Origin of the sequence: Klebsiella sp. K5-204 (assembly GCF_030128585.1) — a bacterium.
In the GTDB taxonomy this organism is placed as follows: domain Bacteria; phylum Pseudomonadota; class Gammaproteobacteria; order Enterobacterales; family Enterobacteriaceae; genus Klebsiella; species Klebsiella quasipneumoniae.
This window is the reverse complement of sequence record NZ_JAKUZS010000011.1, coordinates 79,585-94,127: the sequence shown is the minus strand read 5'-3', so window position 1 is coordinate 94,127 and position 14,543 is coordinate 79,585. Positions and strand designations below refer to the sequence as shown.

The 14,543-nt window shown below is 55.6% G+C and carries 18 protein-coding genes and 1 other RNA gene; 12 read left to right on the top strand and 7 right to left on the bottom strand.

The window, feature by feature from the left end; genetic code table 11:
• The first annotated feature begins 309 nt into the window (after positions 1 to 309).
• The 9 genes from yqjA to MKR05_RS24140 all read left to right on the top strand — a co-directional run bounded on the left by yqjA (position 310) and on the right by MKR05_RS24140 (position 5,234).
• Entirely contained in the window at positions 310 to 972 is a 663-nt protein-coding gene (gene yqjA / locus MKR05_RS24180; RefSeq protein WP_023291090.1) for a DedA family general envelope maintenance protein YqjA, read from the top strand.
• A gap of 8 nt (positions 973 to 980) precedes the next feature.
• Positions 981 to 1,358 (top strand): EnvZ/OmpR regulon moderator MzrA, encoded by a 378-nt coding sequence (gene mzrA / locus MKR05_RS24175; RefSeq protein ID WP_072096611.1) that lies wholly within the window; start codon positions 981 to 983, stop codon positions 1,356 to 1,358.
• 149 nt (positions 1,359 to 1,507) lie between these two features.
• Positions 1,508 to 1,876, top strand: a complete 369-nt coding sequence (locus MKR05_RS24170) for a DUF1090 domain-containing protein (RefSeq protein WP_004206124.1) — start codon at positions 1,508 to 1,510, stop codon at positions 1,874 to 1,876.
• 45 nt (positions 1,877 to 1,921) lie between these two features.
• Complete coding sequence (locus MKR05_RS24165) at positions 1,922 to 2,227, top strand: YqjD family protein (protein WP_248569170.1); 306 nt, start codon at positions 1,922 to 1,924, stop codon at positions 2,225 to 2,227.
• Between the two features lie 2 nt (positions 2,228 to 2,229).
• Positions 2,230 to 2,628, top strand: a complete 399-nt coding sequence (locus MKR05_RS24160) for a phage holin family protein (RefSeq protein ID WP_023291093.1) — start codon at positions 2,230 to 2,232, stop codon at positions 2,626 to 2,628.
• A complete protein-coding gene (locus tag MKR05_RS24155; RefSeq protein ID WP_023291094.1) occupies positions 2,625 to 2,921 on the top strand; it encodes a YqjK-like family protein in 297 nt (98 codons plus the stop codon). Before MKR05_RS24160 ends, MKR05_RS24155 begins: the two co-directional genes overlap by 4 nt.
• A 359-nt stretch (positions 2,922 to 3,280) precedes the next feature.
• Positions 3,281 to 3,673: a DoxX family protein gene (locus MKR05_RS24150; protein ID WP_002917920.1), complete on the top strand. Its 393-nt coding sequence runs from the start codon at positions 3,281 to 3,283 to the stop codon at positions 3,671 to 3,673.
• A 79-nt stretch (positions 3,674 to 3,752) separates the two neighbouring features.
• Complete coding sequence (locus MKR05_RS24145; RefSeq protein WP_023291095.1) at positions 3,753 to 4,739, top strand: glutathione S-transferase family protein; 987 nt, start codon at positions 3,753 to 3,755, stop codon at positions 4,737 to 4,739.
• 126 nt (positions 4,740 to 4,865) lie between these two features.
• On the top strand, positions 4,866 to 5,234 hold the full coding sequence (locus MKR05_RS24140; RefSeq protein ID WP_017900662.1) for a DUF805 domain-containing protein: 369 nt from the start codon (positions 4,866 to 4,868) through the stop codon (positions 5,232 to 5,234).
• Positions 5,235 to 5,273: 39 nt separating this feature from the next.
• On the opposite strand, the gene MKR05_RS24135 is transcribed toward MKR05_RS24140, so the two are convergent.
• Positions 5,274 to 6,170 carry a LysR family transcriptional regulator gene (locus tag MKR05_RS24135; RefSeq protein WP_004144865.1) on the bottom strand — a complete coding sequence of 299 codons (897 nt, stop codon included), beginning with the start codon at positions 6,168 to 6,170 and terminating at the stop codon, positions 5,274 to 5,276.
• A 104-nt stretch (positions 6,171 to 6,274) separates the two neighbouring features.
• On the opposite strand from MKR05_RS24135, the gene MKR05_RS24130 reads away from it, so the two are divergent.
• Positions 6,275 to 6,976, top strand: a complete 702-nt coding sequence (locus tag MKR05_RS24130; protein WP_023291096.1) for a pirin family protein — start codon at positions 6,275 to 6,277, stop codon at positions 6,974 to 6,976.
• Positions 6,977 to 7,000: 24 nt separating this feature from the next.
• Positions 7,001 to 7,168 (top strand): hypothetical protein, encoded by a 168-nt coding sequence (locus tag MKR05_RS24125; protein WP_004206134.1) that lies wholly within the window; start codon positions 7,001 to 7,003, stop codon positions 7,166 to 7,168.
• 73 nt (positions 7,169 to 7,241) lie between these two features.
• Here MKR05_RS24125 and MKR05_RS24120 read toward each other — a convergent pair whose 3' ends face one another.
• From MKR05_RS24120 to garL, 5 genes are all read right to left on the bottom strand, one after another.
• A complete protein-coding gene (locus tag MKR05_RS24120) occupies positions 7,242 to 7,649 on the bottom strand; it encodes a Spy/CpxP family protein refolding chaperone (protein WP_032454162.1) in 408 nt (135 codons plus the stop codon).
• A gap of 149 nt (positions 7,650 to 7,798) precedes the next feature.
• On the bottom strand, positions 7,799 to 8,662 hold the full coding sequence (locus MKR05_RS24115) for a mechanosensitive ion channel domain-containing protein (RefSeq protein WP_023291098.1): 864 nt from the start codon (positions 8,660 to 8,662) through the stop codon (positions 7,799 to 7,801).
• 354 nt (positions 8,663 to 9,016) lie between these two features.
• An RNA gene (gene rnpB / locus MKR05_RS24110) (RNase P RNA component class A) lies at positions 9,017 to 9,399 on the bottom strand.
• Between the two features lie 248 nt (positions 9,400 to 9,647).
• Complete coding sequence (gene garR / locus MKR05_RS24105; protein ID WP_032454164.1) at positions 9,648 to 10,538, bottom strand: 2-hydroxy-3-oxopropionate reductase; 891 nt, start codon at positions 10,536 to 10,538, stop codon at positions 9,648 to 9,650.
• A 26-nt stretch (positions 10,539 to 10,564) separates the two neighbouring features.
• On the bottom strand, positions 10,565 to 11,335 hold the full coding sequence (gene garL, locus MKR05_RS24100; RefSeq protein ID WP_049014794.1) for a 2-dehydro-3-deoxyglucarate aldolase: 771 nt from the start codon (positions 11,333 to 11,335) through the stop codon (positions 10,565 to 10,567).
• Positions 11,336 to 11,899: 564 nt separating this feature from the next.
• Between garL and garD the strand changes: the two genes are divergently transcribed.
• A complete protein-coding gene (garD, locus tag MKR05_RS24095; RefSeq protein ID WP_023291101.1) occupies positions 11,900 to 13,471 on the top strand; it encodes a galactarate dehydratase in 1,572 nt (523 codons plus the stop codon).
• 199 nt (positions 13,472 to 13,670) lie between these two features.
• Here the strand turns inward: garD and rsmI are convergent, their stop codons facing one another.
• The gene (gene rsmI / locus MKR05_RS24090; protein WP_023291102.1) at positions 13,671 to 14,534 is read right to left on the bottom strand and encodes a 16S rRNA (cytidine(1402)-2'-O)-methyltransferase; all 864 of its coding nucleotides are present in this window, start codon (positions 14,532 to 14,534) and stop codon (positions 13,671 to 13,673) included.
• Positions 14,535 to 14,543: the final 9 nt, after the last annotated feature.

Genomic DNA, 14,543 nt, shown 5'->3' with positions numbered 1-14,543 from the left:
GCCTGTTCCCCAGACAGGCTGGGGTAAGCAAAACATATATAGTGTCAGCCTGTGTAAATCCTCTCGCCTCCCATCGCCGCAATCAGCAAAATCAACGAGCAACACCTTGCAATTTCTCTGACGGAAAGTCAGGTGATTTGTTACAATTAGATGCATTTTGCCGTTCTGGGAGTAGGTATCGACTTACTTCAATTTTATACAGGGAAGCGTTCAGAGCGCCGAAGCAGCGACCATAATCTCATAAAAATCTTGTCGCCCTACATGCCGCGCGCTCAGACGTGCCGTTAACCGATGTACCAGGAATCGTGAATGGAACTATTAACCCAGTTATTGAATGCCTTGTGGGCTCAGGATTACGAAACGCTCGCGAATCCCTCCATGATTGGCATGCTGTATTTTGTCTTGTTTATGATTTTGTTCCTTGAGAACGGGTTACTGCCTGCCGCGTTTTTGCCGGGAGACAGCCTGCTTGTGCTCGTGGGCGTGCTGATCGCCAAAGGGGCGATGGGCTTTCCGGAAACGTTGCTGCTGCTCACCGCCGCCGCCAGCCTCGGCTGCTGGCTGAGCTACATCCAGGGGCGTTGGCTGGGCAATACGCGGATCGTGCAAAACTGGCTGTCGCATCTGCCCTCTCACTATCATCAGCGCGCGCATCACCTGTTTCATAAACATGGACTCTCCGCGCTGCTGATCGGCCGCTTCATTGCCTTCGTGCGCACGCTGCTGCCGACCATCGCCGGGCTTTCCGGCCTCAATAACGCCCGCTTTCAGTTCTTTAACTGGATGAGCGGCCTGCTGTGGGTGCTCATCCTGACCTCGCTGGGCTATCTGCTGGGCAAAACCCCGGTATTCCTTAAGTATGAAGATCAGCTGATGTCCTGCCTGATGCTCCTGCCGGTTGCGCTGTTGGTCTTCGGACTGGTCGGCTCGCTGGTGGTGCTGTGGAAGAAAAAATACAGAAGCCGGGGCTAATGATGGTCATAAAACGCCCTTCCCTGCGCCAGCTCAGCTGGCTGCTGGGTGGCTCTCTTCTGCTCTGCGCGCTGTTCTGGCTATGGCTGGCGGTGCAGCAGCAGGAGGCCACGCTGGCGATCCGTCCGGTTGGCCAGGGCGTCAGTATGCCGGATGGTTTCTCCGTCTGGCATCACCTCGACGCCAACGGTATCCGCTTCAAGAGCATTACGCCGCAAAAGGATGGCCTGCTGATTAAGTTTGATTCCACCGCCCAGGGCGCGGCGGCGAAAGAGGTTCTCGGCCGCGCTCTGCCTCATGGTTATATTATCGCCTTGCTGGAAGACGATAACTCGCCCACCGCCTGGTTATCCCGCCTGCGCGACGCGCCGCATCGGCTCGGGTAAACGGCCACCAGACTGCGTTTTCAACGCAGTCTGGTGGTTTCTCGTATTTGTTACTATGCTTAAACCTGCGTGAATCAACGCATTCACGTTTACCAACGGGAACGGGTTTATCCTCCGGGTATCCCCTAAGACAATGGAAGGTACTATCCATGAAACACCGCATCGCTCTGCTTCTGGCCCTGTCTTCACTTAGCGCCAGCGCCATAGCCGCCTCTCCCTGCCAGGAAAAAGAGCAGGATATTCAACGAGAGATCAGCTATGCCGAAAAGCATCACAATCAAAGTCGCATTGATGGGCTAAATACCGCGCTACGCCAGGTACGGGAAAACTGCAGCGACAGTAAACTCAAAGCCGATCATCAGCAAAAAATTGCCAAACAGCGGGAAGAGATCGCTGAACGTCAGCGCGATCTGCAGGAAGCCCGGAAGAAAGGCGATGCGGACAAAATCAATAAACGCCAGCATAAACTCAATGAAGCGCAACAGGAGTTGAAAACGCTGGAGTCTCGGGATTACTAATCACTATTAACTTTCGCAATACGGACCACGCTACAGGAGAACGACATGGCTAAAGAGAATGTGACTGACGACCTTCGTGCAGAACTGAAAACGCTGGCGGACACCCTGGAGGAAGTACTGAATTCCTCGGCGGACAAGTCGAAAGAAGAGATGGGTAAACTGCGCAGTAAAGCCGAGAGCGCGCTGAAAGAGAGCCGCGTCCGTCTGGGTGAGACCAGCGAAGCGATTCTGCGTCAAACTCGTGAGACCGCCGCGCGAGCGGATGATTATGTTCGCGAAAATCCGTGGACAGGGGTCGGGATTGGCGCCGCCGTCGGGCTGGTGCTGGGTGTCCTGCTGTCGCGTCGCTGATTATGGCAAATACTCAACACACGCAGGGGCCGGGTCAGCGCGTCTTCTCCATTGGCCAGCGTATCGTTACGCTGCTGGTCGAAATGGTGGAAACACGGCTGCGCCTGGTCGTCGTGGAGCTGGAGGAGGAGAAAGCCAACCTCTTCCAGCTGCTGATCATGACCGGACTGACGCTGCTGTTTGCCGCGTTTGGCCTCATGAGTCTGCTGGTGCTGGTTATCTGGGCCGTTGACGCTCAGTACCGCCTGCACGTCATGATCGCCACCACCGTCGTGCTGCTTCTCGCCGCCGCGATTGTCGGTATCCTTACCTTACGTAAGGCGCGACGCTCCACGCTGCTGCGCCTGACGCGAAGAGAGCTGGAGAACGACCGTGCCCTTCTGGAGGAAGATAAACCATGAATGGCCGACAGGAGCGTGAACGGCAAAAGGCGCAGCTGCTGCGCCAGATCCAGCAGCAACGGCTGGAGCTGAGCGCCTGTCGCCGCCACTGGCTGGAAGCGACGGCGCCCTTAGACCGCGGCTGGCATACGCTGCTAAGTTTACGTTCGTGGCTGATGGTGGGCAGCGGTCTGATGGCCGTGTGGTCCGTCCGACACCCGCATTTTTTAATGCGCTGGACCAAACGCGGACTGGGTTTATGGAGTACCTGGCGGCTGGTCCGCGGGATCCTGCGCCAGTCGGCAGTCCGTTAGCCGCCCGGAGCGCGGGCGCTTTTCCCGGCGCCCCGCTCTGCCACTTCCTCGCCCGATACGCAACGCCGTGCGTAAAAACTTGCCCCCTGGCCGCCATCCGCGGTCAGCCAGCCCTCTGATCCCATGCCATTCCGCCCGGCCAGGCCTTTACCAGCGCCGGTCATGACCTATCGCGCTGAGGCATTTTCGCCCCCTCTTACCGATTACTCAGAAACTTTGAACTAGATCTACAGTTTTCCTTGCTAACAATTCCCTCTCCGCCTCGCTACTATCCTCTCCATCGACAGCAACACCGCGTAACTACGCGGGATTGCGCTAAAAAACAAAACCGCCGCCCTTTGGGTTTTCTGGAGTAAGAAATGAAAAAATTAGAAGATGTTGGTGTACTGGTAGCGCGCATTCTGATGCCGATTCTGTTTATCACTGCAGGATGGGGCAAAATCACCGGTTATGCGGGAACCCAGCAGTATATGGAAGCCATGGGCGTACCGGGTGCGCTGCTGCCGCTGACCATTCTCCTTGAATTCGGCGGCGGACTGGCGATTCTGTTCGGTTTCCTGACCCGGACCACCGCGCTGTTCACCGCAGGCTTTACGCTGTTGACCGCGTTCCTGTTCCACAGCAATTTTGCGGAAGGCGTGAACTCCCTGATGTTCATGAAAAACCTGACCATCGCTGGCGGTTACCTGCTGCTGGCCATTACCGGACCGGGCGCCTTCAGTATCGACCGTGTACTGAATAAGAAATGGTAAGCGCACTATACTGAATGAATGAAAAAGCGAGGAGACCACTCCTCGCTTTTGCTATCTGAAGTCTGAAGGAGGAATAAAGATGGGACAATTAGTCGACGGCGTCTGGCAGGATACCTGGTATGACACAAAATCCACCGGTGGGCGTTTTAAGCGTTCCGTTTCCGCCTTCCGTAACTGGCTCACCGCCGATGGCGCGGCCGGACCGAGTGGTGAAGGGGGATTTGCGGCGGAAAAAGATCGCTATCATCTGTACGTCTCTCTCGCCTGCCCGTGGGCGCATCGCACGTTAATTATGCGTAAGCTGAAAGGACTGGAGCCTTTTCTCCCTGTCTCCGTGGTCAATCCGCTGATGCTGGAAAACGGCTGGACTTTTGACGACAGCTTCCCGGAAGCCACCGGTGACACCCTTTATCAGCACGATTTTCTCTATCAGCTGTATCTGCACGCCGACCCGCACTACACCGGTCGCGTCACCGTCCCGGTACTATGGGATAAAAAACAGCAGACCATCGTCAGCAATGAGTCGGCAGAAATCATCCGTATGTTTAATACCGCCTTCGATGGCCTGGGCGCCAGAGCCGGGGATTACTACCCGCCGGCGCTGCGGGAAAAAATCGATGAACTGAACGGCTGGATATATGACAACGTCAATAACGGCGTGTATAAAGCCGGCTTTGCCACCAGTCAGCAGGCTTACGACGAAGCGGTGGATGCGGTGTTTACCTCGCTGGAGCGGCTGGAGCAGATCCTCGGTCAGCATCGTTACCTGACGGGCAATCAGCTGACGGAAGCGGATATTCGCCTGTGGACGACGCTGGTACGCTTCGACCCGGTGTATGTGACCCATTTTAAATGCGACAAACGACGCATCAGCGATTATCTCAATCTCTACGGCTTCCTGCGCGACATCTACCAGATGCCGGGTATCGCGGAGACGGTGAGCTTTCCGCATATTCGTCACCACTATTACCGCAGCCATAAAACCATTAACCCTACCGGCATCATCTCCATTGGGCCGCAGCAGGATCTCAGCGAACCACACGGTCGCGACCAGCGCTTCCGTTGATCCGTCGGGCGCCAGTGATGGCGCCCAATAATTCAGAAAACAGATATTTACCCACCATTCATTCACGTCTATTCTTATTGCGATCGCTTAAAAAACAAGTGATTGACGGTTAATTGAGGCGTAGAAATGGACTGGTATCTCAAGGTATTAAAAAACTATATAGGATTTGGCGGCCGTGCGCGGCGCAAAGAGTACTGGATGTTTATTCTGGTCAACCTCATCCTGACCGGCGTATTGAGCATCATCGATAAAATGCTGGGCTGGCAGCGGGCGGGCGGCGAAGGCATTCTGACGACCATCTATGGCATACTGGTCTTTTTACCGTGGTGGGCGGTGCAGTTTCGGCGTCTGCACGACACCGACCGTTCAGCATGGTGGCTGCTGCTGCTGTTGATCCCGGTCATCGGCTGGCTGGTGATCCTGATCTTTAACTGCCAGCGCGGAACGGAAGGCAACAACCGATTCGGGCCCGATCCAAAACCCTTTTCCTACTGATCTTCCTGCTCCTCCCGCTAGCGGGAGGAGTGTCCTCGACTATCTGCCGGCAAACAGCTTAGGGATCTCACGCAGGCACCAGGACTTCGCTTCGCCCATGCTGTCCCGTCGCCAGGCCATGATAATGTCAATTTCATTGGTATATTCCGGACTGACCACCCGCAAGCGTCCTTCAGCAATATCCTTCTCCACCAGCGGATAGGGCATGGTCGCCACGCCTAATCCGGCCAGCAGCGCCTGGCGCTTATCTTCAATGGTGCTCACCGTTAAGCGCGGCTGTTTATCCAGCAGCTGAACGGTGAGAACGGGCCGCTCGCGCGCGGTATCCGCCACCGCGACGCCACGGTATTTCACGCGGGTGACCTCAGAGAGCGGTTCAGGCTCCTGGTGGATCGGGTGGTCCGGCGCCGCGACGTACACGCTGAGCACCGAATAGAGTTTGCGCGAGTTAATCTCCGAGGAAGAACGAAAATGCATATCCGGCGCGACAACGATATCCGCCCGCCCCTGCTCCAGCCGCTCCCAGGCGCCGGCCAGCACCTCGGTGATAATCGACAGCTGGGTATTGGACTTGGTCGCCAGTTTCTCAATCAGCGGAAACAGATCCGGCGTGGGCACCAGCGCTTCGGTGACGATCGTCAGGTGAGTTTCCCAGCCGCGAGACAGGGCTTCGGCATCGGTGGTGAGCTTGTCCGCCGCCTCGAGCAGCACGCGACCGCGCTCCAGCAGCATACGCCCGACGTTGGTGAACTTTGTGCGATGACCTGAGCGGTCAAACAGCACCACGTCCAGCTCTTCCTCCAGTTTTTGCATGGTGTAGCTCAGGGCGGAAGGCACGCGTCCCAGCTCATCAGCCGCGGCAGCGAAGCTCCCGCGACGGTCGATCGCATCCATCACGCGTAACGCTTCCAGCGTTAATGCTCTCTCTTTAGCCATCGCTTTCTCATTCAGGAAATTTGAACATACCGGGCAGAATATCTGGCTAACAATACAGCGTCCATACCTTTACCATTGATTTAGTGTAAAGAGAGGTCAAGAACATGATTACTACCCGAACAGCCAAACAATGCGGACAAGCAGACTTCGGCTGGCTGCAGGCCCGCTACACCTTCTCCTTTGGCCACTACTTCGACCCAAAATTACTGGGCTTCGCGTCCTTACGCGTTCTCAATCAGGAAGTGCTGGCCCCCGGGGCCTCGTTCCAGGCCAGAACGTATCCCAAGGTCGATATCCTGAACCTGATTCTGGAAGGCGAAGCGGAGTATCGCGACAGCGACGGCAATCACCTGCAGGCCAGGGCCGGCGACGCGTTGATTATCGCCACTCAGCCTGGCGTGAGCTATAGCGAGCACAATCTGAGCAAAGAGCAGTCGTTAACGCGAATGCAGCTATGGCTCGATGCCTGCCCGCAGCGGGAAAACCCGCTGCAGCAGAAAATCGAGGTCGCCAACGCGCCGCTACAGCTGCTGGCCTCACCGGATGGGGGGAATAATAGCCTCCAGCTTCGCCAGCAGGCCTGGGTCTATCACATCGCGCTGGAAAAAGGTGAGCAGATCAACGTGCAATTGCATGGCCCGCGCGCCTACCTGCAGTCGATCCACGGCACCGTCCATGCCGTCGCGCAGGAACAACCCAAACAGGCTCTCACCTGTGGTGATGGGGCATTTATTCGTGACGAAGCTAACATTACCCTCGTCGCCGATACGCCGCTGCGCGCTTTGCTGATAGATTTACCGGTGTAACAACGGAAGGGATGGAGTCTGTCAGTGAGTAAGAAGAAAAACAGAAAAAAGGCGTCTCCGACGCCGCTTGCCCCGACGCCGCCGGAAACCGTCGGCGTCGTCAGCTTTGGTTATGATGAGATGCTTAGCGAACTGGAAGCCATCGTCGCCGAGGCGGAGATTCGCCTGCGGGATGAAGAAAGTCTCGCCTGAAGCTGCAGCATGGATTATTCGGCTATCGTTGGTGGCCTGCCGCTAATACCGGCCCCGAAAGGGGCTGATGGCATTATTCACTCAGCGCGTCGGCAAGATCTTTTTTCACCTGGGTGCGCTGCTCCGGCGTCAGTACCTGATTCACATCAAAATAGTACTTCACGCGATAATAACGTACCTGTTGATCAATTTTACTGAATGCCGCCAGCTGATCCTTCACCGCTTTCTCATTCCATTTACCGGAATCAATCACGTTAATCAGCGCGCCATCTTTAATGTCTTGCTGTGAAATCTGCTCAACGTTTTTTTCCATTTGCTGATGCAGACTGTTAATTTTGCTCACCTGATCGGAAGTCAGTTTTAAGTGCTGAACGATAGGGTCCTTAGCGGGTGCTGGCGCAGTCACTTCCGCGGCCTGCGCCGCCAGCGAAAAACCTGCAACGGCGGCGGTCAATAATATAGCTCGTGATACTTTTGTCATTTTATTATCCTGTATAAGTGCGTCATGATAAGACGCACTATTATTCCCTGAACAATAATGGCGATGTGTAAAAAAGCATGAACATAATTGTAAAAGGGGTTGAATACATTCATAGATCAAATGATCTATAAGCTAAACATCCACATTGTTTATTTTTTTAGGTCCGATAACGACGAGGAGGTTAAATTAATATCCATCCGTTGCGCGGCGAGTGTGATCTGATGTTCATCGAGCGCTTCTTTAATCGCTTCAAGAAAATCAAAATAAGTCTCCCAATATTCGCTATTTTTCACCCAGACACGAACAGTGAAGTTAAGTGTGCCCGGCATCATTTCAAGCAGACGAACCGTAGTACCACGAGATTGATCGATTCGCTTTTCACTATCAATGATAGCCTGAATGACCTGCTTAACCTGCACAATTTTAGTCTCGCTGGCCACGCCGAGGGTCAGATCGATTCGCCGAAAAGGATGGCAGGAATAATTCACAATACTGTCGGCGATGACTTTACCATTAGGAATAATAACTTCTTTATTATCAACGGTTAGTAGCGTTGTTGAAAAAACATGTACGGACTGCACCATACCAGAAATCGCGCCGACCTGTACAAAATTGCCGGCCCGAAAAGGACGTAAAGTGACCAACAGAACACCAGCGGCAAAGTTAGAAAGCGAGCCTTGCAGCGCCAGACCAATTGCCAGCCCTGCCGCGCCAATAACCGCGATGATGGACGACGTCTCAATCCCTACCCGACCTAATGCGGCGATTATCGCAAAAGCCATCGTAATATAACGAACGAGCGCAGCAAAGAAATGAACGATTGTCGCATCGACGTTGCGTCGTAAGAGAATTTTCTCGAAGGCTTTAGCGAGGACTTTTGCAAGCATTCGCCCGACAAAAAGAATAATCAGCGCTGCCACGATATTCCAGGCAAACTGCATAATTGTTTCACCATGACCGATAAGCCAGGCTATTGCCGATTTGAGCTGCGGGAATAATACTACATTTTTCACATCCATCACTCCTGTCTGGATAACCTATAAACCTGCTATCCATTAAGCTGAATGATGACCGCTGCAAATGAGGGAATAGAGACTAACGGATAGACAATAAAACATCGTAGCGTGACAGTATTAACGAATCCGGTGTTTAAAGCAGCCAAAAAACTGTTTAAAAGTGGATATTCTGCAAACCTGATTTACAACCGACTGAAATTAAAAATAAACACCTTCATCGAGAGGTTTTATAGAGATAGTTGCAACTGACCGATAAGCCGCTTTCTTTGGGTATAGCGTCGTGGACAGTCATTCATCTGCGTCACGGATTCAGATAGCAAAACCCCGCCGAAGCGGGGTTTTGACATAAAGAGGTGAAACTGACCGATAAGCCGGGTTCTGTCGTGGACAGTCATTCATCTAGGCCAGCAATCGCTCACTGGCTCAAGCAGCCTACCCGGGTTCAGTACGGGCCGTACCTTATGAACCCCTATTTGGCCTTGCTCCGGGTGGAGTTTACCGTGCCGCGGACTGTTACCAGCCGCGCGGTGCGCTCTTACCGCACCCTTTCACCCTTACCTGATCCCGCTTGCGCGGGCCATCGGCGGTTTGCTCTCTGTTGCACTGGTCGTGGGCTGTGACACCCCCCAGGCGTTACCTGGCACCTTGCCCTATGGAGCCCGGACTTTCCTCCCCTCCGCCCGTCTCCCCCCGAAAGAGGACGACGACGAAGCGGCGACTGTCTGGTCAGCTTCGGCGCGCAGTATAGTGGGTTTACCGCCCGTTGTCATCCCTCTGTCGTCATCCCGCCCTGCAGGGCGGCAGCGCTATTGCGCGACGCACGAGAAATATTGTCCAACGCGCGCGAAACGCCGCTTCCTGCGTCGCAACCGAGGTAAACACGCGGAAGACGACGCCGATACCGCGTCCAGGCTCGCCCCGCCGTGGCAGTCTGATGCTGTTGCGCCAGGCATAACCACCGGGCCGCGCAGAGCTCTTCTTGTTAGCGAGTCACTTCCACTTTCGCCAGCTTTTCGTAGTAACAAGCCAGCGCGCTATGGTCAGCGGTGCCCAGACCGTCCGCACGCAGCGCCTGCATCATCTCCATTACCGCCGCCGTCAGCGGCAGCTGAGCGCCCACGCCGTGGGAGGTATCCAGCGCATTGGCCAGATCTTTAATATGCAGATCGATCCGGAAGCCCGGCTTGAAGTTACGATCCATCACCATCGGCGCTTTGGCATCCAGCACGGTACTCCCCGCCAGACCACCGCGGATCGCCTGATAAACCAGATCCGGATTGACGCCGGCTTTGGTGGCCAGAGTCAGCGCTTCGGACATGGCCGCGATGTTCAGGGCGACAATCACCTGATTGGCCAGTTTGGTCACATTGCCCGCGCCGATGTCGCCGGTATGCACCACGGAGCCGGCCATCGCTTTCATCAGCTCGTAATATTTGTCGAAGATCGCCTTGTCGCCGCCGACCATTACCGACAGGGTGCCGTCGATCGCTTTTGGTTCGCCGCCGCTTACTGGCGCGTCCAGCATATCAATGCCTTTAGCCTTCAGCGCTTCGCTGATTTCCCGGCTGGCCAGCGGCGCAATAGAGCTCATGTCGATCACCACGGTGCCCGGTTTCGCGCCTTCAATAATGCCGTTCTCCCCCAGCGCCACCTCTTTGACATGCGGCGAGTTCGGCAGCATGGTGATGATCACGTCGCACTGCTCGGCAATCGCCTTCGGCGTGGTCGCGGTCTCTGCGCCCGCGGCAATCACGTCGGCAATCGCTTCCGGGTTACGGTCAGACACCACCAGCGAGTAACCCGCCTTCAGCAAATTTTTGCTCATCGGCTTGCCCATAATGCCAAGACCGATAAAACCCACTTTGATTGTCATATTGTTCTCTCTCTTCATCCTGGTGACTATTTTTTAAAGGCATCAGCAAGTTTCTGGGTTGCGGAACGGAAGACGCCCAGATCGCTGCCGACGGCGACAAAAGAGGCGCCCCACTCCAGGTAGCGCCGCGCATCGGCCTCCACCGGCGCCAGAATGCCGCTTGGCTTACCGTGCTTCTTCGCGCTGGCGAAGATATGCTGGATGGCGCGCTGCACCTCAGGATGGGCGGCATTGCCCAGATGACCTAGCGCGGCGGCCAGGTCGCTCGGGCCGACGAACAGGCCGTCGACACCTTCGGTCGCGGCAATCGCCTCGACGTTGTCCACCCCGATCTGGCTCTCAATCTGTACCAGAACGGAAATGTTCTTATTGGACTGGGCGAAGTAGTCCGGCACAGTGCCGAACATATTGCCGCGATGGGAAACGGAAACCCCGCGGATCCCTTCCGGCGGATAGCGGGTAGAAGCCACCGCCTGCGCCGCCTGCTCAGCCGTCTCGACAAACGGCACCAGGAAGTTATAGAAGCCGATATCCAGCATGCGCTTAATAATGATGGGCTCGTTGGTCGGCACGCGAACCACCTGAGCGCTGGAACTGCCTTTCAGCGCCATAAGCTGCGGGATAAGCGTGGTGACGTCGTTCGGCGCGTGTTCCGCGTCCAGTACCAGCCAGTCGAAACCCGCCAGACCCAACACCTCGGTGCTAATCGGATTGGCCAGCGCGCACCAGCAGCCAATCTGCACCTGATGAGCCGCCAGCGCGGCCTTAAATTTGTTCGGGAAAATTGCGTTATCCATGATTTTTACCTTGCGTTAACCGTTGCTAACTTCTGCAATTCATTCGTTATATCACCAGCCCGGCGAGAGAGCCCCATCAGGCTGGAAAAGCGTATCGCCTGACCCCAAATATTATCCGCAGAGTAAACCGGCGAATGGGTGTCCTTTTTTATTCCCTGACCTTGAGTCCGGAAAATGTCAGCCCATCGCAAATTAACCATTTTTTATTATTCATTAGGTCACGGCTAAATTATTAACCCGCGATTCAAAGGCCAACCATGCAGATATCGGACGTCACAAAAACACGACTCAGTATAGTCAGCGCCAACTCGCCAGACACTATGCATAAACACAATATAAATACATTTTTAAAAGCTTAAATTGGGCAATCGCCTTAAGCCATGGGCGCTAATCCACACTTCTTACGATTGCCCGCCCACCGCACGCGTCCATGGCGATAAGGAGTGATTTAGATCACATCTTCATGCCGACACACCTGACATTCTTTATTTCATTATTCTGCTCTACCGCGCCAGAATGACCATTTAATTATATTTTTAGCACCTGTTTGGAGATAACTGGACAATGGCCGATATTTCAATTCGACAACCATCGCCGACCGCGTTTTATATAAAAGTTGACCCAACAGATAATGTGGCGATTATTGTCAACGATCGGGGATTGACCGCCGGAACGCGTTTCCCGGACGGCCTGACGCTCATCGAGCACATCCCACAGGGGCATAAAGTCGCCCTGGCGGATATCCCTGCCCGCGGTGAAATTATCCGTTACGGAGAAGTGATTGGCTTCGCGGTGCGCGACATCCCCCAGGGAAGCTGGATTGACGAGTCGTTAGTGGAGTTGCCTACCGCCCCGCCGTTGAACACCCTGCCGCTGGCCACCAAAGTGCCCGCCCCGCTACCGCCGCTGGAAGGCTACACCTTCGAAGGCTACCGCAATGCCGACGGCAGCGTGGGCACCAAAAATCTGCTGGGTATCACCACCAGCGTGCACTGCGTTGCGGGCGTGGTCGATTACGTGGTGAAACTCATTGAACGCGACCTGCTGCCGAACTATCCCAACGTCGACGGCGTGGTGGGTCTGAATCACCTCTATGGCTGCGGCGTAGCGATTAATGCGCCAGCGGCGGTGGTGCCGATTCGCACCATCCACAATATCGCCCTTAACCCGAACTTCGGCGGCGAGGTGATGGTCATTGGCCTTGGCTGTGAAAAGCTGCAGCCCGAACGCCTGCTGCAGGGGACCGAAGATGTCAAAAGCATCCCGGTGGACAGCGCCAGCATCGTCAGCCTGCAGGATGAAAAGCACGTGGGCTTTAAATCGATGGTCGATGACATTCTGCAGGTCGCCGAGCGCCATCTGGCGAAACTCAACCAGCGTCAGCGGGAAACCTGCCCGGCCTCTGAGCTGGTGGTGGGTATGCAGTGCGGCGGCAGCGACGCTTTCTCCGGCGTGACCGCCAACCCGGCGGTGGGTTACGCCTCCGATCTGCTGGTGCGCTGCGGCGCGACGGTGATGTTCTCAGAGGTGACCGAAGTCCGCGACGCTATCCATCTGCTGACCCCGCGGGCGATCAACGAAGAGGTGGGTCAACGCCTGCTGGAAGAGATGGCCTGGTACGATAACTATCTCGACATGGGCAAAACCGACCGCAGCGCCAACCCCTCCCCCGGCAACAAGAAAGGCGGCCTGGCCAACGTGGTGGAAAAAGCGCTGGGGTCGATTGCCAAATCAGGCAAAAGCGCCATCGTTGAGGTGCTTTCCCCTGGGCAGCGCCCGACCAAACGCGGCCTGATTTACGCTGCCACCCCCGCCAGCGATTTTGTCTGCGGCACCCAGCAGGTGGCCTCTGGCATCACGGTGCAGGTATTCACCACCGGCCGCGGCACGCCTTACGGACTGATGGCGGTCCCGGTGATAAAAATGGCGACCCGTACCGAGCTGGCTAACCGCTGGTATGACTTAATGGACATTAACGCCGGCACCATCGCCACCGGCGAAGAGACGATTGAGGATGTGGGGCTGAAGCTGTTCGAATTCATTCTAGACGTGGCCAGCGGACGCAAGAAAACCTTCTCCGATCAATGGGGTCTGCATAACCAGCTGGCGGTGTTTAACCCGGCGCCGGTGACCTGATCGAGAGCGTAAGGGTTTAACCACGTTAAGCCCGGATTTATCCGGGCTGGTTGGTTAGGGGTGCTGTGCGGCAAGGAAGGCGGGCTGCACTTTTCTTCCGACATTTCTTCCGACATTTCTTCCGACATGTCGGATGACGCTCAAGCCGCCCTTCACAATCTCAAGGGCGGCTTGCCAGGCTTTCACTGGTTTTACAGGATCACTCCCCCTGCTGCTCCAGGGCATACTTATACAGCGCATTCTTCTTCACACCGTGGATCTCCGCAGCCAGCGCAGCGGCTTTCTTCAGCGGCAGCTCCGCCTGCAGCAGCGCCAGGGTACGCAGCGCCGCCGCCGGCAGCGCCTCTTCCTGCGCCTTAAAGCCTTCGACGATCAGCACCATCTCGCCTTTGCGACGGTTTTCGTCTTCCCTGACCCACGCCACCAGCTCGCCAATCGGCGCCCCGTGGATCGATTCCCAGGTTTTGGTTAGCTCGCGGGCCAGCACCACGTAGCGGGATTCTCCCAGTACCGCGCAGATATCTTCCAGACTCTCCACCAGCCGGTGGGTCGACTCGTAGAAGATGAGGGTGCGCGGTTCTTCTTCCAGCGCTTTCAGGGTATCGCGACGGCCTTTCGATTTCGCCGGCAGGAAGCCTTCATAGCAGAAACGATCGGAGGGCAAACCGGCGGCGCTGAGGGCGGCGATGGCCGCGCAGGGTCCCGGCAGCGGTACGACGCGAATATTCGCTTCACGACAGGTGCGCACCAGATGGTAGCCTGGGTCGTTAATCAGCGGCGTGCCGGCATCGGAGACCAGCGCGATGTTTTGCCCTTCTTTCAGTTTAGCGAGAAGTGTTTCCGCCTTTTGCTGCTCGTTATGGTCATGAAGCGCAAACAAGCGGGCGTTAATCGCAAAATGCTGCAGCAGCAAACCGGTGTGGCGGGTATCCTCCGCAGCAATTAAATCAACGGCTTGCAACACTTCCAGTGCGCGCTGCGTGATATCAGACAGATTTCCTATCGGAGTGGGCACAATATAGAGCTGCCCCTGAGAATTATCCGCTGATTCGTGTTGTTTCATTGTCTCGTC